This is a genomic window from Actinomycetospora sp. CA-101289 (genome assembly GCF_050955895.1).
Lineage (GTDB): Bacteria > Actinomycetota > Actinomycetes > Mycobacteriales > Pseudonocardiaceae > Actinomycetospora.
The window spans coordinates 5,243,893-5,262,467 of the sequence record NZ_CP192093.1 but is presented as its reverse complement, the minus strand read 5'-3'; the positions used below and the strand labels follow the sequence as shown (position 1 = coordinate 5,262,467).

The 18,575-nt window shown below is 75.3% G+C and carries 16 protein-coding genes and 1 pseudogene; 11 read left to right on the top strand and 6 right to left on the bottom strand.

The genetic code is table 11. The annotated features are described in order from the left end of the window. Positions 1-15: 15 nt before the first annotated feature. Both ACQPX6_RS26185 and ACQPX6_RS26180 read right to left on the bottom strand, forming a co-directional pair. Positions 16-795 (bottom strand): NAD-dependent epimerase/dehydratase family protein, encoded by a 780-nt coding sequence (locus tag ACQPX6_RS26185; protein ID WP_433783605.1) that lies wholly within the window; start codon positions 793-795, stop codon positions 16-18. Beyond that, a pseudogene (locus ACQPX6_RS26180) lies at positions 792-2,149 on the bottom strand (MFS transporter). The gene ACQPX6_RS26185 and the pseudogene ACQPX6_RS26180 overlap by 4 nt, the downstream one beginning before the upstream one ends. Positions 2,150-2,259: 110 nt before the next feature. Here ACQPX6_RS26180 and ACQPX6_RS26175 point away from each other — a divergent pair. The 4 genes from ACQPX6_RS26175 (at position 2,260) to ACQPX6_RS26160 (ending at position 7,140) form a co-directional block, all read left to right on the top strand. Next, a complete protein-coding gene (locus tag ACQPX6_RS26175; RefSeq protein ID WP_433783604.1) occupies positions 2,260-2,553 on the top strand; it encodes a chorismate mutase in 294 nt (97 codons plus the stop codon). A gap of 66 nt (positions 2,554-2,619) precedes the next feature. Next, the gene (locus tag ACQPX6_RS26170) at positions 2,620-4,455 is read left to right on the top strand and encodes an ABC transporter ATP-binding protein/permease (protein WP_433783603.1); all 1,836 of its coding nucleotides are present in this window, start codon (positions 2,620-2,622) and stop codon (positions 4,453-4,455) included. Positions 4,456-4,570: 115 nt separating this feature from the next. Next, positions 4,571-5,440: a hypothetical protein gene (locus tag ACQPX6_RS26165; protein ID WP_433783602.1), complete on the top strand. Its 870-nt coding sequence runs from the start codon at positions 4,571-4,573 to the stop codon at positions 5,438-5,440. Next, positions 5,437-7,140: a DNA polymerase Y family protein gene (locus ACQPX6_RS26160; protein ID WP_433783600.1), complete on the top strand. Its 1,704-nt coding sequence runs from the start codon at positions 5,437-5,439 to the stop codon at positions 7,138-7,140. The genes ACQPX6_RS26165 and ACQPX6_RS26160 overlap by 4 nt, the downstream gene beginning before the upstream one ends. A gap of 25 nt (positions 7,141-7,165) precedes the next feature. Here the strand turns inward: ACQPX6_RS26160 and ACQPX6_RS26155 are convergent, their stop codons facing one another. Then, on the bottom strand, positions 7,166-7,564 hold the full coding sequence (locus tag ACQPX6_RS26155; protein WP_433783599.1) for a type II toxin-antitoxin system VapC family toxin: 399 nt from the start codon (positions 7,562-7,564) through the stop codon (positions 7,166-7,168). Further along, positions 7,561-7,839, bottom strand: a complete 279-nt coding sequence (locus tag ACQPX6_RS26150; protein WP_433783597.1) for a type II toxin-antitoxin system Phd/YefM family antitoxin — start codon at positions 7,837-7,839, stop codon at positions 7,561-7,563. Before ACQPX6_RS26150 ends, ACQPX6_RS26155 begins: the two co-directional genes overlap by 4 nt. Positions 7,840-7,913: 74 nt before the next feature. Between ACQPX6_RS26150 and ACQPX6_RS26145 the strand changes: the two genes are divergently transcribed. Further along, positions 7,914-11,459, top strand: coding sequence for an error-prone DNA polymerase (locus ACQPX6_RS26145; RefSeq protein ID WP_433783595.1), 3,546 nt, complete (start codon positions 7,914-7,916; stop codon positions 11,457-11,459). A 14-nt stretch (positions 11,460-11,473) separates the two neighbouring features. Here ACQPX6_RS26145 and ACQPX6_RS26140 read toward each other — a convergent pair whose 3' ends face one another. Then, on the bottom strand, positions 11,474-12,139 hold the full coding sequence (locus ACQPX6_RS26140; protein ID WP_433783594.1) for a GPR1/FUN34/YaaH family transporter: 666 nt from the start codon (positions 12,137-12,139) through the stop codon (positions 11,474-11,476). Between the two features lie 201 nt (positions 12,140-12,340). Between ACQPX6_RS26140 and ACQPX6_RS26135 the strand changes: the two genes are divergently transcribed. The 6 genes from ACQPX6_RS26135 (at position 12,341) to ACQPX6_RS26110 (ending at position 18,093) form a co-directional block, all read left to right on the top strand. Continuing rightward, positions 12,341-12,880 carry a hypothetical protein gene (locus ACQPX6_RS26135; RefSeq protein WP_433783593.1) on the top strand — a complete coding sequence of 180 codons (540 nt, stop codon included), beginning with the start codon at positions 12,341-12,343 and terminating at the stop codon, positions 12,878-12,880. A gap of 49 nt (positions 12,881-12,929) precedes the next feature. After that, positions 12,930-13,943 (top strand): DMT family transporter, encoded by a 1,014-nt coding sequence (locus ACQPX6_RS26130; RefSeq protein ID WP_433783592.1) that lies wholly within the window; start codon positions 12,930-12,932, stop codon positions 13,941-13,943. A 40-nt stretch (positions 13,944-13,983) separates the two neighbouring features. Then, positions 13,984-14,832, top strand: coding sequence for a bifunctional methylenetetrahydrofolate dehydrogenase/methenyltetrahydrofolate cyclohydrolase (locus ACQPX6_RS26125; RefSeq protein WP_433783591.1), 849 nt, complete (start codon positions 13,984-13,986; stop codon positions 14,830-14,832). Positions 14,833-14,848: 16 nt separating this feature from the next. Beyond that, entirely contained in the window at positions 14,849-15,298 is a 450-nt protein-coding gene (locus ACQPX6_RS26120) for a DUF3017 domain-containing protein (RefSeq protein WP_433783590.1), read from the top strand. Between the two features lie 108 nt (positions 15,299-15,406). Then, positions 15,407-16,624 carry an NADP-dependent isocitrate dehydrogenase gene (locus tag ACQPX6_RS26115; protein WP_433783589.1) on the top strand — a complete coding sequence of 406 codons (1,218 nt, stop codon included), beginning with the start codon at positions 15,407-15,409 and terminating at the stop codon, positions 16,622-16,624. A gap of 146 nt (positions 16,625-16,770) precedes the next feature. Further along, complete coding sequence (locus ACQPX6_RS26110) at positions 16,771-18,093, top strand: AI-2E family transporter (RefSeq protein ID WP_433783588.1); 1,323 nt, start codon at positions 16,771-16,773, stop codon at positions 18,091-18,093. Between the two features lie 4 nt (positions 18,094-18,097). Here ACQPX6_RS26110 and ACQPX6_RS26105 read toward each other — a convergent pair whose 3' ends face one another. Then, a complete protein-coding gene (locus tag ACQPX6_RS26105; protein ID WP_433783587.1) occupies positions 18,098-18,538 on the bottom strand; it encodes a DoxX family protein in 441 nt (146 codons plus the stop codon). Positions 18,539-18,575 lie beyond the last annotated feature (37 nt).

Genomic DNA, 18,575 nt, shown 5'->3' with positions numbered 1-18,575 from the left:
TCTGTCGGATGTCCGTCAGCGCGGCGCGTCGTACCCCGGGGCGCAGAACTCGCCGCCGACGAACCCGTCGGTGTCGGCCACGCGGTCGCCCACCTGCGCGGCGAACGCCTCGGCGTCGTCGCGCGGGCGGTAGCCGATCTCGTGGGCGCCGGCGAGCGCCCAGCGCCGGCGGGTGTTGGCCGAGACGCCCCAGACGGTGCGGAAGCCGGGCGTGCGGCAGGTCAGCGCGGCCTCGACGAGCCGTCCGCAGTCGTCGGGGGAGAGCCAGGTCGCGAGGCTCCGCGCGTCGGGCGGGGCGTCGCTGCAGGTGCCGATGCGCAGGCAGACGACGTCGAGGCCGTAGCGGTCGTGGTAGAGGCTGCCGAGCGCCTCGCCGGTCGCCTTGCCCACGCCGTAGTAGGTGTCGGGGCGGGGCGACAGGTCGTCGGGCACGGGGTCGACGGACGGGTGGAAGCCCGCGGCGTGGTTGCTGCTGGCGAACACCACGCGGGGCACCCCGGCCCGCCGGGCGGCCTCGAACGCCACGTAGGTGCCGTGGATGTTCACGGCCAGGACGTCGTCCCAGGCCTCCTCGCCGGCGTACCCGCCGAGGTGCACGACGGCGTCGACCTCCGCGCAGGCCGCGGTGACCGCGTCGAGGTCGGTGACCGAGGCGGTGACGGCCTCCTCGTCCGGCCCGGCGTCGACCGCAACGACGTCGAGCAGCCGCAGCGTGCGCCCGGGACGGGCGAGGCGGGCCCGCAGGTAGCCGCCGATCCGCCCGGCGGCGCCGGTGACGAGGACGCGTTCGGTCATGACCCCAGCCTCTCCCGGTCCACCGCCGTCCGCCCGGTGCGGCGCGGCCACTCGACCTCGAGGGCGACGAGACCGGCGAGGAGCAGGAGGGCCGCGGTGCCCAGCAGGGTGACGGCCACCCCGTCGATGCTCGGCGGGCGCGGGCCCACGGCCTCGATGGCGGCGCTGGCCGCGACGATGCCGAGGCCGCCGACGCTGATGAGCGCGGTGAGCATCACCCCGCTGCCCTCGGCGGAGCGCTCCGCGGGCAGGACGTTTTGGACCGCGACCTGGCCCAGGGAGAAGCCCATGCCCGTGGTCAGCCCGCAGAGCCCGAGCGCGATCACGTAGAGGGGGAGCGGCCCGGCGAGGGCCAGCAGCGCGAGCGCCGGGGCGGCGGCCACGACCGCCACCGCCATGACGAGGCCCGCCGGGGCCCGGGTGGTCAGCCAGCCGGACAGCGGCCCGCACGTCGCGAGCCCGATCGACGACACGCAGAACGCCAGGCCGGCGGCGGCCGCGGACAGGCCGCGCAGGGTCTGCAGCTCGATGGTGGCGGCGACGACGAACACCACCGTGCCGATGTTGGCCAGCGTCCCGGCCACGAGCAGCACGACGAACAGGCGGTTGCGCACCAGCGAGGGGCGGACGAGGGGCTCGGCGGCGCGGGTCTCCCGCACGGCGAACGCCACCAGGAGCAGCGCACCGAGCAGCAGGGGCACCCAGGTCACCGGCGCGGTCCAGCCCTCCGCGCCGACGTCGTCGACCGCGACGCTGACGGCGACCAGGCCGCCGACCACGGTGAGCGCGCCCGCCCAGTCGAGACGCCGGAGATCGCGGCTCGCCGTCTCGTCCCGGGAGGTGCGCAGCCGCCGGCCGCCCCAGAGCGCGAGCAGCGCGACCGGCACGTTGACGAGGAAGACCCACCGCCAGCCCACGGTCGAGGACAGGACGCCGCCGACCACCGGCCCCAGCGCGGTGCCGATCCCGGCCACCCCGAGCATCATCCCGGTGATCCGGGGCCGCTCCTGCTCGGTCGTGGCGTTGGTGACCAGCGCGAAGCTCGACGGCATGATCAGGGCCGCGCCCACGCCCTGCGCGACCCGCGCGCCCACGAGCAGCGGCACCGTGGACGCGAGGCGCATACCAGCGAGCTCAGCCCGAACAGCGCGATCCCGGCGAGGACCACCTCGCGGCGCCCGAGCACGTCGCCGAGCCGTCCGGCCGGGATGAGCAGGGCGCCCAGGGCGATCATGTAGCCGCTCAGCGTCCACTGCAGGTCGGTGACCGTGGTGCCGAGGTCGACGGCGATCGTGGGCAGGGCCAGGCCCAGCGAGAAGAAGTCGAGCTGGATGCAGAAGAGCCCCGCCGCCACGGGCAGGAACGGCGCGAAGCCACGTCACGTGACGCTCGGCGGGGCCATACGGGGAGCGTAGGGTCTCCACCTCGCGTCGTCATCACTCTCCGTACCCCGACGGGAGGGCCATGAGCACTCCGGAGCCCGAGCTCGCGGCCCTGCGGTCGGAGCTCGACGGCATCGACGAGGCCCTGTTCGCCCTCGTGCGCGACCGCGTGCGGTGCATCGAACGGGTCGGGGCGGTGAAGGCCCGGGCGGGGCTGGCGGTGTTCCAGCCGGGCCGCGCGGGCGAGGTGGAGGGGCGGGCCGCCGCGTACGCGCGCGAGCACGGCCTCGACGAGGCCTTCCTCGTGCGGTTGTCCGACCTGCTGATGACGGAGGCCATCCGGATCGAGGAGGCGATCGTCGCCGACCCGCACTGACCCCTCCCGTCCGACGCCCGGCCCGTCGCTACGCTGCGCCGATCTCTGCTGGCGAGGGGAGCGCGGGTGGGCAGCATCGACTGGGCCGGCGAGTGGCTGTCCAGCCTGATCTGGATCGCGGTCACGTCCGTCGCGACCGTCGTGGTGGTCGCGATCGTGGGGCTGCTCCTCGCACGGTTCACCACGTGGGGCCGGCAGGTCCGGCGCCTCGTGGGGCCCTGGTTGCACCCCCGCGGCGACGAGGGGTGGCGGCCCCTGCTGTTCGTCCTCGCCCTCCTGGTGCTGGTCGTCGTCGCGGTGCGGCTCAACGTCCTGCTCTCCTACAACAGCAACGGCCTCTACACCGCTCTCCAGGATCTCGACGCCGGTGCGTTCTGGTCCGCCGTCGGCGTCTTCGCGATCCTCGCGACCATCTACGTGGCCGAGGTGCTGGTGGCCTACTACGTGGGCCAGGCCTTCGTCATCCGCCTGCGGGAGTGGCTGAACGAGCGGCTGCTCGGCGACTGGCTGGGCGGTCGGGCCTACCACCGCGCGCGCTTCGCGCCCCAGCAGGTCGACAACCCCGACCAGCGCATCCAGGAGGACATCACCGCGTTCGCCGGGACCTCGCACGACCTGTCGGTGGGTCCCTCGGGCGCGGTGAACGCGGTGCTCTCCGTCGTGTCGTTCACCTACGTCCTCTGGCTGCTCTCCGGCCCGCTGTCGGTCGTGGGCGTCGAGATCCCCCGGGCGATGACCTTCCTCGCGTTCCTCTACGTCATCGTCGTGACGGTCATCGCCTTCCGGATCGGCAGGCCGCTCATCCGGCTCAACTTCCTCAACGAGGGCCTGAGCGCGACCTACCGGTACGGGCTCGTGCGCGTGCGCGACAACGCCGAGAACATCGCCTTCCTGCGCGGTGAGCCGCTGGAGAAGCGCACCCTCGACGCCCGCTTCGCCGCGGTCATCGCGAACTACTGGCGGATTGTCCGGCGGAACCTGCGGTTCCAGGGCTTCAACCTGGTCGCCACCCAGATCTCGGTCGTGTTCCCGATCGTCATCCAGGCCCCGCGCTTCTTCGCCCAGACGATCACCCTCGGCGACGTCCAGCAGACCGCGAGCGCGTTCTCGCAGGTGCACGACGGGCTGTCGTTCTTCCGCAACGCCTACGACCAGTTCGCCGCCTACCGGGCGGTGCTCGACCGTCTCACCGGCCTGCTCGACGCGGACTCCGCGGCGCGCCGGCTCCCCGAGGTCGACGTGTCCGACCGCGAGGACGGCGTGACCGTCCGCGACCTCACCGTGCGGCGTCCCGACGGCGAGGCCCTCGTGTCCGACCTGGACCTCGACCTCGGCCCGGGGGACAGCCTCCTCGTCACCGGGCGCTCCGGGTTCGGCAAGACCACCCTGCTGCGGAGCCTGGCCGACCTGTGGCCGTTCGCCGAGGGCGACGTCGCCCGGCCCACCGGCCCGCGGGCGGTGTTCCTGTCCCAGCAGCCCTACGTGCCCCTCGGCACCCTGCGCACCGCCCTGGCCTACCCCCGGGGTCCCGAGGAGGTCGACGACGAACGGGCTGCCGCCGTGCTGCGCTCGGTGGCGCTGGGGCAGCTGGTCGACCGGCTCGACGAGGACCGGGTCTGGTGGCGGGAGCTCTCGCCCGGCGAGCAGCAGCGCCTCGGCTTCGGTCGGCTGCTGCTCGCGCGTCCGGACGTCGTGTTCCTCGACGAGGCGACGGCGTCGCTCGACGAAGGGCTGGAGCACGAGCTCTACACGCTGCTGCGCCGCGAGCTGCCGGAGCTGATCCTGGTCAGCGTCGGCCACCGCAGCAGCCTCGAGGCGTTCCACGACACGCGCCTGGACCTGCAGGGTGAAGGGAGCTGGGAGCTCGGCCCGCTGCCGACGGCGTCCCCGTCGCCGACCTGACCCCGGGGTACCCGGCACCCCGTCGGGGGTGACCTCCGTCGTTCCTTGGCGCATTGTCGGTGGGGTGGGTTAGCGTTCTCCTCGTTCGAACACGTGTTCGATCGAGGAGGGGATCGTGGGCGGTGTGACGGCCTCGTCGTTGCTCGACGAGCAGGGCTCCCCGGCGCGCCGGTGGTCCGACCTGGGGGTGGTGCGGGCCTCGGAGCTGACGGGCCGACGCGCGGGTCGCCGGGCCGCGGTCCCGCCCGATCCGGGCCCGGTGGCGACGCCGGAGCCGGAGCCCCCGCCGCCCCCGCCCGCCGATCGCGAGGGCGCGTCGGTGCTGCCCGTCGCCGGCCCGCTCGCCGGGCTCCTGCCCGACGGGGGTCTGCGGCGTGGCTCGACGGTCGCGGTGTGCGGGTCGACGTCGCTGCTGCTCGCGGTGCTGGCCGAGGCGTCGCGGGCCGGGTCGTGGTGCGCGCTGGTGGGCCTGCCCGACCTCGGGGTCCAGGCCGCGGCCGAGGCGGGGCTCGACCTCGCCCGTACGGCGCTGGTGCCCCGTCCCGGTCCGCGCCCGGCGGCGGTGGTCGCGGCGCTGGTCGACGGGGTCGACGTGGTCGTGCTCGACACCACGCTGCCCGGCGTGCGGTGGTCGGCGGGCGACCGGCAGCGGCTCGGCGCCCGGGTGCGCCAGCGCGGGGCGGTGCTGGTCCCGGTCACCGCCACACCGGGTACGTGGCCGGGCGCCGAGGTCGAGCTGCGGGCCGAGGGCGGTGCGTGGGCCGGGCTCGGGGGCGACGGGGCGGGACGGCTGCGCTCGCGCCGGGTCCGCGTGCGGTGCGCGGCCCGCGGGCGCCCGGGCGAGCAGGAGGTCCCGATCCTGCTGCCGGGTCCGGCGGGCGGGTGCGCGCCGGACGGGGAGCTGCCGGTCGGGGCGCCGCTCACCGGCCCGCCGGTGCCGCGGGAGCGCCCGGACGCGCCAGCACCGATCGGGGTGGCAGGGTGAGCGCGCCGGCGCGGGTGCTGGCGCTGTGGTGCCCCGACTGGCCGGTGGTGGCGGGCGCGGCCGAGGCGGGCCTGCCCGCGGCCCGGCCGGCCGCGGTCCTGGCGGCGCACCGGGTGGTGGCCTGCTCGGCGACGGCGCGCGCGCAGGGCGTGCGCCGGGGTCTGCGCCGGCGCGAGGCCCAGGCCCGCTGCCCCGACCTCGCGGTGCTCGCCCGCGATCCCGAGCGCGACGCCCGCGGCTTCGAGCCGGTCGCGGCCGCGGTCGAGGAGCTGGCGCCGGGGGTGGAGGTCGTGCGCCCCGGGCTGGTGGCGCTCTCCGCCCGCGGGCCCGCGCGCTACTTCGGCGGGGAGGAGGTCGTGGCCGAGCGCCTGGTCGACCACGTCGCGGCACGCGCCCGCGTCGAGTGCCAGGTGGGGGTGGCCGACGGGCTGTTCGCCGCCGGGCTCGCCGCGCGCCGGTCGCTGCTCGTGCCGCCGGGGGAGAGCCCGGCGTTCCTCGCGCCGCTCCCGGTCACCGAGCTCGAGCTCGAGCCGGGCGTCGAGCCCGACACCGCCGGGGCCGACGACGACGCCAGCGCCGCGCGGGCGGAGCTCATCGGCCTGCTGCGCCGCCTCGGGCTCACCACGCTGGGCTCCTTCGCCGCCCTGTCGGCCACCGACGTGGCCTCGCGCTTCGACGCGGCCGCGGTCCGGGCGCACCGGCTGGCCCGCGGGCTCGACGAGCGCCCGCCGTCGCGGCGCCGCATCCCCGACGAGCTCACCGCGGAGCTACCGCTCGACCCGCCGGTCGACCGGGTCGACGCCGCCGCCTTCGCCGCCCGCTCGCTGGCCGAGCGGCTGCACGAGGCCCTGGGCCGGGCGGGCCTGGCGTGCACGCGGCTCGGCGTGCAGGCGCGCACCACCGGCGGCGACGAGCTGGCCCGCGTGTGGCGCTGCGCCGAGCCCCTGACGCCGGCGGGCACGGCCGACCGCGTGCGCTGGCAGCTCGAGGGGTGGCTGTCCCGGCGGGGCCCCGGCGACCCCGGCGGCGGCCTGACCGTGCTGCGCCTGGTGCCCGAGGAGGTGGTCGACGCCGGCCGGCTGCAGCTCGGGCTGTGGGGCGAGGTCGGGGTGGCCGACGAGCGGGCGGGGCGCGCGCTCGTGCGGGTCCAGGGCCTGCTGGGGCCCGAGGAGGTGCTCACCGCGGTGTCCGGCGGCGGCCGCGGCCCCGGCGAGCGCATCCGGTTGGTGCCCTGGGGCGACGAGCGGGAGCCGGCGCTCGACCCGTCTGCGCCGTGGCCCGGGGCGCTGCCCGCGCCCTCGCCGGCCCGGGTGCCGCCCGCACCGCTGCCGGTGCGGGTGCTCGACGCCGACGGCGCGCCGGTGCACCGCGCGTCCCGCGGCCGGCTCTCCGCCCCGCCCGCGCACGTGGCGCTGGGCACCGACCCGGCGGCGCCCACCACGCCGGTGCGGGCGTGGGGCGGACCGTGGCCCGATCCGGGCCGCTGGTGGGACCCGCGGTCGGTCGCCGGGGGCGGCGTGCGCATCCAGGTCGTGTGCGCCACCGACGCCGACGAGATCGAGGCCGGGCGCGACCCCGAGCCCGACCCGGCCGCCGACCTCGCGCCCGACCCGGTCGCCTCGGGCGCCGACGCGGTCGGCCGCGCGCTGCTGCTGGTCCACCGCGACGGCCGCTGGACGATGGAGGGGATCTATGACTGAGCGAGGGCGCCGCTCCCGTGTCCGCTCAGACCGCGACGACCTCCACGAGGTGCTCGAGCCCGGCGAAGTCGGCCGGGTTCCGCGTCACCAGGGGCAGGCCGTGGGCGCCGGCGGTGGCCGCGATCTGCAGGTCCATCCGGCGAGGCCGGGGGTTGCGCCCGGCACGACGCACGGTGGCGGCGAGCGTGCCGTAGAGCCGGGCGGCGGCGAGATCGAAGGGCAGCACCGCCATCTCGCGCAGCAGGGCGTAGAAGCGGTCGGTCCGGGCCTGGCGTTCGAGCAGGTCGTCGACGTCGAGACCGAAGGCCAGCTCGGCGACGGTGACGGCCGCGACCGACGGCACCGCCGCCTCGAGCTCCTGGTGCGCCCACCGGCCCAGGTCGATGACGGCCGACGTGTCGAGGAGGACCCGCTCGACCGTCACCGCCCGCTCGGCTCGTCGAGCGCGTCCTCACCGAGGAGATCGTCGGCCTCGGCGCGTTCGGCCTCCCACCGCTGCCGGTCGATCGACGGGAGGGCGCGGAAGGCCTCCCGGATCTCGCCCAGGGTCCGGCCCGGCACGGGCGCCGGCCGGGCGTGGGGGACCAGATCGGCGATCGGTCGGCCGTGGCGCGTGATGGTGAAGCTCTCGCCCTGCTCGACCCGGCGCATCACGTCGCCGCTGTCGTTCCGTAGCTCACGTTGCCCGATGTGCTCCACAGCGCCCGAAAGTAGCACTTTTTGCGAGTGTGCTACTCCCGCTCGGCGCTCCCCGCGGGACGGAGGTGTGTGTCGTGGGTTGGGGTAACCCGCCGGTGAGCTGGTCGGAGATGGAGCGCCTGCTGGCGGGCCGCCCGGCCGACGGCCCGAGCCTGCAGGGGCGGGGCAACGGGACGCGCAAGGCCATCCAGGGCGAGCCCCACGTCGGGCACGCCGGGCCCTGGCCCCCCGAGGCCGCCGACGCCGACGACACCGACGCCCCGGACGACTTCGTCCGCGACCCCCTGGCCTTCGACGACAGCGAGCGGATCGACGGCCCGGGCCGCATCCGCCTGCCGCGCGACGAGCAGTTCCCCGGCGACGGGGGCGACAGCCCGGCGTGGTCGCGCCACCGCACGCCCTACCGGCCGCCGACGGGCGCGCGGGCCACCGGCGTCACCGTCCCGTACGCCGAGCTGCACGCGCACTCCAACTTCAGCTTCCTCGACGGCGCGTCGCACCCCGAGGAGCTGGTCGAGGAGGCCGCGCGGCTGGGGCTCGAGGCGATCGCGCTCACCGACCACGACGGTGTGTACGGGGTGGTGCGCTTCGCCGAGGCCGCGCAGGAGCTCGGGATCCCGACGGTCTACGGCGCCGAGCTGTCGCTGGGCCTGACCGCGCCGCAGAACGGGGTGCCCGACCCCGAGGGCGACCACCTGCTCGTCCTGGCCCGCGACCCCGACGGGTACCGGGCGATCTCGCGGGCGATCACCGAGGGCCAGATGCACACCCACGGCGAGAAGGGCCGCCCGGTGTACGACCCCGAGCGGGTCGCGTCGACGCTCGGCGGGCACGTCCAGGTGCTCACCGGGTGCCGCAAGGGCTCGGTGCGCCGGGCGCTGGCCGCCGGGGGCGCCGACGCAGCCGCCCGCGAGCTCGACCGCCTGGTCGCGCTGTTCGGGGCGGCCAACGTCGCGGTCGAGCTCACCGACCAGGGCCTGCCCGACGACACCGAGCGCAACGCGGCCCTGGCCGAGATCGCGGCCCGGGCCGACCGCGGGCGGGGCCTGCACACCGTGGCCACCACCGGCGCGCACTACGCCACCCCCGACCGCGCGCGGCTCGCGGCCGCGCTGGGCGCCGTGCGCGCCCGCCGCAGCCTCGACGACGCCGAGGGCTGGCTGCCGCCCGGCCCGGCGCACCTGCGCTCGGGCGCGGAGATGGCGCAGCGGTTCGCCCGCCACCCCGAGGCCGTCGCCCACGCCGCGCGGCTGGGGCGCGAGTGCGCCTTCCCGCTCGAGCTGCTCGCCCCCGAGCTGCCGCCGTTCGCGGTGCCCGAGGGCGAGACCGAGGCGAGCTGGCTGCGGCGGCTGACGTGGATGGGCGCGGCGGTGCGCTACGGCGACCGGATGCGCTCGCCGCGCGCGTTCGAGGTGATCGACCACGAGCTCGACGTCATCGAGGCGCAGGGCTTCCCCGGCTACTTCCTCATCGTCGCCGACATCGTGAAGTTCTGCGACGAGCACGACATCTACTGCCAGGGCCGGGGGTCGGCGGCCAACTCGGCGGTGTGCTTCGCGCTCGGCATCACCCACGTCGACGCCGTCCAGATGAACCTGCTGTTCGAGCGCTTCCTGTCCCCGGAGCGCGACGGCTACCCCGACATCGACCTCGACATCGAGTCCGACCGCCGCGAGGAGGCCATCCAGTACGTCTACGCCCGCTACGGGCGCGACCGCGCCGCCCAGGTCGCCAACGTCATCACCTACCGGCCGCGCTCGGCGGTGCGCGACGCCGCCCGGGCGCTGGGGTTCGCCCAGGGCCAGCAGGACGCGTGGAGCAAGCAGATCGACCGGTGGGGCCCCGGCGCGGAGCTGTCGGGCCAGGTGCCGGAGATGCCGGCCGCGGTCGCGAGCCTCGCCGAGCAGATCGCGGGCTTCCCGCGCCACCTCGGCATCCACTCCGGCGGCATGGTCATCTGCGACCGCCCGGTCGACCAGGTGGTGCCCGTCGAGTGGGGACGCATGCCCGGGCGCAGCGTCATCCAGTGGGACAAGGACGACGCGGCGGCGGTGGGCCTGGTCAAGTTCGACCTGCTCGGGCTCGGCATGCTCTCGGTGCTGCACTACGCGGCCGACCTCGTCGCGGCGCACCACGGCGTGCACGTGCGCCTGCACGACCTGCAGGCCACCGACGAGTTGGTGTTCGCCATGCTCGCCGAGGGCGACTCGGTGGGCGTGTTCCAGGTCGAGTCCCGGGCGCAGATGGCGACGCTGCCGCGGTTGCGGCCCCGCACGTTCTACGACCTGGTCGTCGAGGTCGCGCTCATCCGCCCCGGGCCGATCCAGGGCGGCTCGGTGCACCCCTACATCCGGCGGCGCAACGGCCTGGAGCGCGTCGTCTACGACCACCCGCTCTGTGAGCCGGCGCTGGAGAAGACGCTGGGGGTGCCGCTGTTCCAGGAGCAGCTCATGCAGCTCGCGGTGGACGTGGCGGGCTTCTCCGCCGCCGAGGCCGACGAGCTGCGCCGGGCCCTGTCGGCCAAGCGCTCCACCGAGCGGATCGAGCGGATGCGCGAGCGGTTCTACGCGGGCATGGCGGCCAACGGGATCACCGGCGAGCTCGCGGACACGATCTTCGGCAAGACCAAGGCGTTCGCCAACTTCGGCTTCCCCGAGAGCCACTCGATCAGCTTCGCGTCGCTGGTCTACGTCAGCGCCTGGTACAAGTTCTACTACCCGGCGGCCTTCTGCGCGGCGCTGCTGCGGGCCCAGCCGATGGGCTTCTACTCGCCCCAGTCGCTCACCGCCGACGCCCGGCGCCACGGTGTGGTGGTGCTGGGGCCGGACGTCCAGGTCGCGGCGGACACCCCGGGCCTCGAGCCGCACCCGGACAGCACCGGCGGGGTCGCCGTGCGGCTCGGGCTCGCCGGGGTCCGCGGGCTGGGCGACGAGGTGGCCGCCCGCATCGTGGCGGAACGGGAACGGGAGGGCGCCTACCGCGACGTGGCCGACCTCGCCCGGCGCGCCGAGCTGACCACCGCGCAGGTCGAGGGGCTGGCCACCGCCGGGGCGCTGGGCTGCTTCGGGCTCGCGCGCCGCGAGGCGCTGTGGGTGGCCGGGGCCGCGGCCGCCGGGGTCGGCGTGGTGCGCGACGGCGTGCGCCACGACCGGCTGCCCGACACCGCCGTCGGTCTCGAGGCCCCGGCGCTGCCGGGGATGAGCGCGGTCGAGCTCACCGTCGCCGACGTGTGGGCCACCGGCGTCACCCCCGACAGCCACCCGGTGACCCACCTGCGGGCGTCGCTGACCGAGCGCGGCGCGTACGCGGTGGCGGCCGTCTCCGGGGTCGGGGAGGGCGAGCGCATCGAGGTCGGCGGGGTGGTCACCCACCGCCAGCGGCCGGCGACCGCGGGCGGCACGACGTTCCTCAACCTCGAGGACGAGACCGGCATGCTCAACGTCGTCTGCTCCGAGGGACTCTGGGCGCGCCACCGGGTGGTGGCGCGCACCAGCGCCGCACTGGTCATCCGCGGGCGGGTCGAGCGGGCCCCCGACGCGCCGACCGTGGTCAACCTCGTCGCGGACCGCATCGAGCGCCTGGAGCTGCGGGTGCCCTCGAGCTCGCGGGACTTCCGGTGAGTCCCCGCCGGGCCTCAGCCGATGATCGGCTTGCCCATGGGCATCGGCTTGCCGCCGGTGGCCTGGCCCATCGCGTCGACGAAAAGGTAGACGCCCACCAGCGCGAAGGCGAACACCGCGATGCCGCCGACGAACAGCAGCCCGGTCGACCCCTGCGCCGTCCCCAGCATCACCAGCAGCAGGGCGATGTCGATGAGCACGAACAGCACGGTGAACACCGAGGGCAGGCGCAGCGTGGCCACCGTGAGCACGATGACGCCGATCAGCCACGTGAGCAGGAAGGCGACCTGCGCGTTCGTGGCCACCGCCGCCTCGGTCGCGTCCCCGAACCAGCCGTGGGCCAGCCCCAGCACCAGCAGCGGGAAGCTGAGCCAGAACCCGGCGAAGATCCCGAAGATCGACGCCACCGGGCCCTGCCCGAGCCGGATCGCCCAGACGGTCGCCAGGAGCAGCCCGAGCCCGTTGGCGAAGATCAGGATCGGGACCAGCGCGATCGCGACGGTCGAGGAGGCGCCGGTGAACCCGACGAGGTAGAGGCCCAGGCACACCGACCCCACGACGAACGTCGGGACCCCGACGAGTGCCGGGTTGGCGGCCGCGGCGGCCGTCGCCGCCGCGGCGTCGGCGCCCGCGTCGGGGGCCGCGTGCGCGGCGGTGGACTGCTCGTCAGTCGTGGTCATGCCCACTCCTTCGTGTGGTCGGCCACCGAGGGCAGTCCGCACGGCACAGCTGTTGGTCCTGGTGGGCGCACTGGTTGGCCCCGGTGTAGGACGAGTGTGAGGTGGGACACGCATCCGGCGCACCCGCCGAACGGACGGGTGGGTCGGGGGCCGGCGTCCTCTCCGACCGCGCTGCGCGCCGATCCAGGGCATGCTGCGGCCATGGGCGCACGGCGGGGGAGTCGGCGCGGTCGGGGACGCACGCTGCTGCGCGAGGCCGCCCGCGGGGTGGTCGGCGGCACCGTCGGCACCGGGGCGATGGCGCTCGCCGCGCGGTTCCGGCGCGAGGCGTACGCCCACCGCCAGGGCATCCTCGTCTCCGAGATCGACGAGATCCTCGACTACGACGACAGCGAGCACGTGGTCATCGCGGCCTCGCGGCTGCTGCACACCGTCGTCGGCTGGGCGCCCCGCACCGAGCGCGGCCGGCACGCCCTGTTCTGGGCGGTGCACTGGGGCTACGGGTCGTTCGTCGGCGCCGGGCACCTCGTGCTGCAGCGGGCGCTCGGCCGCGAGCCCCTGCCCGGCCTGGTCTTCTTCGCCGCCACCCAGACCATGGCGCTCGGTCTGTTCCCCGTCCTCGGCGACACCCCGCCGCCGTGGCGCTGGCGCCGCGACCTGCTGCGCACGAGCTTCGTCCAGCACGGCATCTACGCGGGCGGGGTCGCCGCCGCCAACACCCTCACCGCCCGCGCGGTGTGACCGGGCGATCACCCGGCGGGGGCGTCGTCCCGGCGTAGGTTCGCCCGCCGTGGTACCCCCGCGCTCGCGCACAGCGCTCGGTCTCGCCGCCGCCTTCGTCACCGGCGGCTTCATCGTCGGGCAGGCCCGGGCCAACGCCGAGCTCGGCACCGCGCTGGGCGACGGGGTGCTCGCCGCGGTGATCTCGTTCGGCACGGGGCTCGTGCTGCTGCTGGTGCTCCTGGCGCTGGTCCCCGCCGGCCGGCGGGGTCTGCGGCGCGTCCGCGGTGCCCGGCGGCGCGGCACCCTGCGGCCGTGGCAGCTGCTGGGCGGGCTCGGCGGCGCGCTGCTGGTCGCGAGCCAGGGGCTCACCGCGCACGTCCTGGGCACCGCGCTGTTCACCATCGCGGTCGTCGCGGGCCAGTCCAGCGGCGGGCTCGCCGTCGACCGCGCCGGGCTCGGGCCCGCGGGGCCGCAGGCCACCACCCTGCCGCGCGTCGTGGGCGCGGTGCTCATGCTCGGCGCGGTCGTCCTGTCGGTGGCGCCCGCGGTGAGCACCGAGGCCCCGGTGGCGCTGGCACTGCTACCGCTGCTCGCGGGCGTCGCCATCGCCACCCAGCAGGCCCTCAACGGCCGGGTCGCCGCGGCCGCCGGGGGCGACCCCGAGGACCCCGACGGGCAGGACGGCTCCGTGCTCACCGCCGTGCTGCCCGCCGCCACGGTCAACTTCGTCGTCGGCCTCGCCGCGCTCGTGGTCGCCGGTCTCGTGGCCGTCGCGCTGGTCGGGCCGCCGCAGCCGCTGCCGTCCGCCTGGTACCTCTACCTCGGCGGGCCGTTCGGCGCGGTCTTCATCGGGCTCGCCGCCTGGGTCGTCGGCCGGATCGGGGTGCTGCTGCTCGCGCTGGGCGCCGTCGCCGGGCAGGTCGTCGTCGCCCTCGTGCTCGACGTCGTGCTGCCCTCGGCTGCCGGCGCACCGTCGGTCGCCACGGTGCTCGGGGCCGCGCTGACCCTGGTGGCCGCGGGCGTCGCCGCGACGCCGTGGCGGTCGCGCCGGTCCGCGGCACGCCAGCCCGCCGACCGGTGAGCCGCCCGGGACCTCACGGGCCACCTGCCATCATGAGGTCGTGACCGCGACCAAGCTGGACGGCAAGGCCACGCTCGCGTCGATCCTCGACGAGCTCGCCGGCCGGGTCGCCGCGCTCACCGCGGCGGGCCGCACCCCGGGTCTCGGCACGGTGCTGGTGGGCGACGACCCGGGGTCGCAGTCGTACGTGCGGGCCAAGCACAACGACTGCGCCAAGGTCGGCATCACCTCGATCCGCCGCGACCTGCCCGCGGACGCCACGCAGGCCGACGTCGAGGCCACCATCGACGAGCTCAACGCCGACCCGGCGTGCACCGGTTACATCGTGCAGCTGCCCCTGCCGAAGGGCCTCGACGCCGGGGCCGCCCTCGAGCGCATGGACCCGGACAAGGATGCCGACGGTCTGCACCCCACCAACCTCGGTCGCCTGGTGCTGCAGGAGCCGGGACCGCTACCGTGCACGCCGCGCGGGGTGGTCGAGCTGCTGCGCCGCTACGAGGTCCCGATCAACGGCGCGAAGGTCACCATCCTCGGCCGGGGCGTCACCGTCGGGCGGCCGCTGGGCCTGCTGCTGACGCGGCGCTCCGAGAACGCCACGGTCACCCTGTGCCACACCGGCACCAAGGACGTGGCCGCCGAACTGCGCGCCGCGGACATCGTCGTGGCCGCCGCCGGGGTCCCCGGCCTGGTCACCCCGGACATGGTCAAGCCGGGCGCCGCCGTCCTCGACGTCGGCATCACCCGTGGCGAGCACGGCCTCGTCGGCGATGTCGCGCCCGAGGTCGCCGAGGTCGCGGCCTACCTCGCGCCCGTACCCGGCGGGGTGGGGCCGATGACCCGCGGGATGCTGCTGACCAACGTCGTGGAGCGTGCGGAGCGGGTGGGGTGAGCGCCAGGTGACCGCCGTGACCCCCCGGCCGACGCCCCCGCCCGCCCCGGAGCCCACGCCGCGACCGGGCCCACAGCGGATCCCGCCGGCCCCGCCCCCCGACGAGAGCCCCACCGACATGCTCCCGTCGACCGCGGGCCGCCACGCGCGCCCGGCGCGCACGCGCGAGGAGCGTCGCGCCGAACTGCTGCGCAAGGCGCGCGCGCACCTCCCGTTCCTCGCGGTGATGCTCGTCGTCGCCGTCGCGTTCGGGCGCATCGGCCTGCAGCACTGGCGGGAGGGCACCACGGAGCTCGGTGCCGCGCTGCTGCTCGCCGGGATCCTGCGCGCGAGCCTCACGCGCACCGCCGCGGGCCTGCTCGCGGTGCGCAGCCGGCGCGTCGACATCGTGACCTACGCGCTGTTCGGCCTGGTGGTCATCGCGGTCTCGCTGACGATCACCGGCGGCCCGCTCGCGACCCGCTGACGTCCGGGGTCACACCGCTCGCCCGTTCTGGGTACAAGTCCCGTTGATAGCGTGCGCGCAGGTCGGACGGCGCCGGTCGCCGGCGCCCGTGAGGAGGGCTTTCGAGACGTGGCGAAGATCAAGGTAGAGGGCACCGTCGTCGAGCTCGACGGTGACGAGATGACCCGGATCATCTGGCAGTTCATCAAGGACAAGCTGATCCACCCGTACCTCGACATCGACCTCGAGTACTACGACCTCGGCATCGAGCACCGCGACGAGACCGACGACCAGGTGACCGTCGACGCCGCCAACGCGATCAAGAAGCACGGCGTCGGCGTCAAGTGCGCGACGATCACGCCGGACGAGGCGCGCGTCGAGGAGTTCGGCCTCAAGCGCATGTACCGCTCGCCCAACGGGACGATCCGCAACATCCTGGGCGGCGTCATCTTCCGCGAGCCGATCGTCTGCCAGAACATCCCGCGCTACGTCCCGCACTGGACCAAGCCGATCGTCGTCGGGCGTCACGCCCACGGGGACCAGTACCTGGCGCAGGACTTCAAGGTGCCCGGGCCGGGCACGGTGACCATCAGCTACACGCCCGACGGCGACGACGAGCCGATGGAGTTCCAGGTCGCGAAGTTCCCCGAGGCGGGCGGCGTCGCGCTGGGCATGTACAACTTCAAGGACTCGATCGTCGACTTCGCCCGGGCGTCGCTGCGCTACGGCCTGGACCGGAACTTCCCGGTCTACCTGTCGACGAAGAACACCATCCTCAAGTCGTACGACGGCATGTTCCGCGACACCTTCGAGGAGATCTTCGAGGCCGAGTTCAAGGAGGACTTCGACAAGGCCGGCCTGACCTACGAGCACCGCCTCATCGACGACATGGTCGCCGCGGCGCTCAAGTGGGAGGGCGGCTACGTCTGGGCCTGCAAGAACTACGACGGCGACGTCCAGTCCGACATCGTCGCGCAGGGCTTCGGCTCGCTGGGCCTCATGACCTCGGTGCTCATGACCCCCGACGGCACCGTCGAGGCCGAGGCCGCCCACGGCACGGTGACCCGGCACTTCCGCCAGCACCAGGAGGGCAAGGAGACGTCGACCAACCCGATCGCGTCGATCTTCGCCTGGAGCCGCGGCCTGTCCCAGCGGGGCAAGCTCGACGGCAACGACGCCCTCGTCGACTTCGCGCAGAAGATGGAGGACGTCTGCGTGGACACCGTCGAGAGCGGCCAGATGACCAAGGACCTGGCGATGCTGATCGGCAAGGACGCCGAGTACCTCAACACCCAGGACTTCCTCGACGCCATCGACGAGGGCCTGCAGAAGGCCGTCAACAACTAGCCACGGCACGCCCCCGGGCCCCTTCCTCGCACGTCGGGGGAGGGGCCCGCGGTGTGCGGGGATAGCAGATCGCCCCTCCGGGCACCCGCGCTCCGAGCCACCGACCTCCACCTCCGGGACCCGCCATCGCTGACAGACTCTCGACCATGGACGAGGCCCCCGCGTCCCGGGACATCGCCCAGGGACACACGCCGACGCGCGGTCATCTCATCGGCGAGGGCCTGGCGTGGGCCGCCCGCTGGAGCCTGCGCTTCCTGCTGGTCGCCGCCGGCCTGACGCTGTTCGGGCTGCTCGTCATCGCGCTGTGGTCCGTGGTGTTCCCGGTGTTCCTCGGCCTGGTCATCGCGACGGTGCTCGAGCCGCCGGTGACGTGGCTGCGCCACCGCCGGGTGCCCGGGGGACTCGCGACGGCGCTGGTCCTCGTCGTGGCGCTCGCGGTCTTCGGCGGCATCGTCGCGCTCATCGCGCCGGCGGTGGCCGGGCAGGCACCCGCGATCGCGCAGGGGGCCGTCGGCGGCATCGGGCAGATCCAGGACCTGCTCCAGGGCCCGCCGTTCAACCTGGGCGCGAGCCAGATCGGCCAGTACGTCCAGGCCGCCACCGAGCGGCTGCAGCAGAGCGCGGGGCAGATCGCGAGCGGGGTCGTCACGGGCCTCACGGCCGTCGCCAACGGGGTCATCAACGCCGTCCTCGCCCTGGTCCTCGCGTTCCTGTTCGTCAAGGACGGCCCGAAGTTCCTGCCGTGGGTGCGCCGCACGGCGGGCCCGACGTCGGGCGACCACCTCGCCGAGGTCGGCGCGCGCGCGTGGCTGCGCCTCGGGGGCTTCATCCGCAGCCAGGCCCTGATCGGCTTCGCCGACGCGGTGTTCATCGGCATCGGCCTGGTGTTCTTCGGGGTGCCGCTGGCGCTGCCGCTGGCGGTGCTGACGTTCTTCGGTGCCTTCATCCCGATCATCGGGGCGCTCGTCGCGGGCGCGCTCGCGGTGCTCATCGCCCTGGTGGTCCAGGGGCCGGCCACGGCCCTCGGGGTGCTGGCCCTGATCATCATCGTGCAGCAGGTCGAGGGGAACCTGCTCCAGCCGCTGGTCCAGGGCCGCGGGCTGGGGCTCAACGCGGCACTGGTGATCCTCGCCGTCACGGCCGGGTCGAGCCTCGCCGGCATCGCCGGGGCGTTCCTCGCCGTGCCGGTGGCCGCGGTGCTCGCGGAGATCCTGCGCTACCTCGGCGAACGGATCGACGCGCAGGCCGGGGAGCGGCGTCCCGAGGGTGGCGGGGACGCCGACGACCTCGTGGTGGAGGGCGGCTCGACGGTGCCGCTCGGTGGCCGGCCCTCCGACGTCACGGGCTCGGGCCCCGCCACCCACGACGGCGCCCCCGACGCGGACGCCGACACCCGCGCCGCCCGGGCGACCGGTGCGGCGGGGGCGGCGGTGCCCGGCGTCGAGGACCACTCCGTCGGGGGCGGGTAGCGGGTCACCGTGTGGTGAGCACGCCGCGGGGGTCGCGCAGCAGCGCGGCGGTCTCGTGGCGGCGCACCACGGCGACGACGGCGACGAGCACGAGCACCACGGCCGGCACGAGGGCCATGGCGACCCCGAGCGTGGCCACGGTGATGCCGACCGCGCCGATCATCAGCGCGACGAACGCGGTGGCGGCGAGCCCGGCGACGCGGGGAATGAGCAGGCCGACCGCGCCGAGCAGCTCGAGCACGCCGATCGTCACCGCGAGGCCCGGACCGACGCCCATCTCGGCGAACCCGGCGACGACGGTGGCCTCGAGGGTGACCTTGCCCAGCCCCGAGCCCACGTACAGCGCCGCGAGCAGGACCTGCAGGGCCACGAGGACCCAGCGCCCGGCGCGGGAGCGCCCGGTCGTCGTGGTGGTGGCGGTCGTGGCGGCGGTGGTCGCGGTCATGGTGCTCAGCTCCTCGGTTTTCCAACCTCTTGGTTGA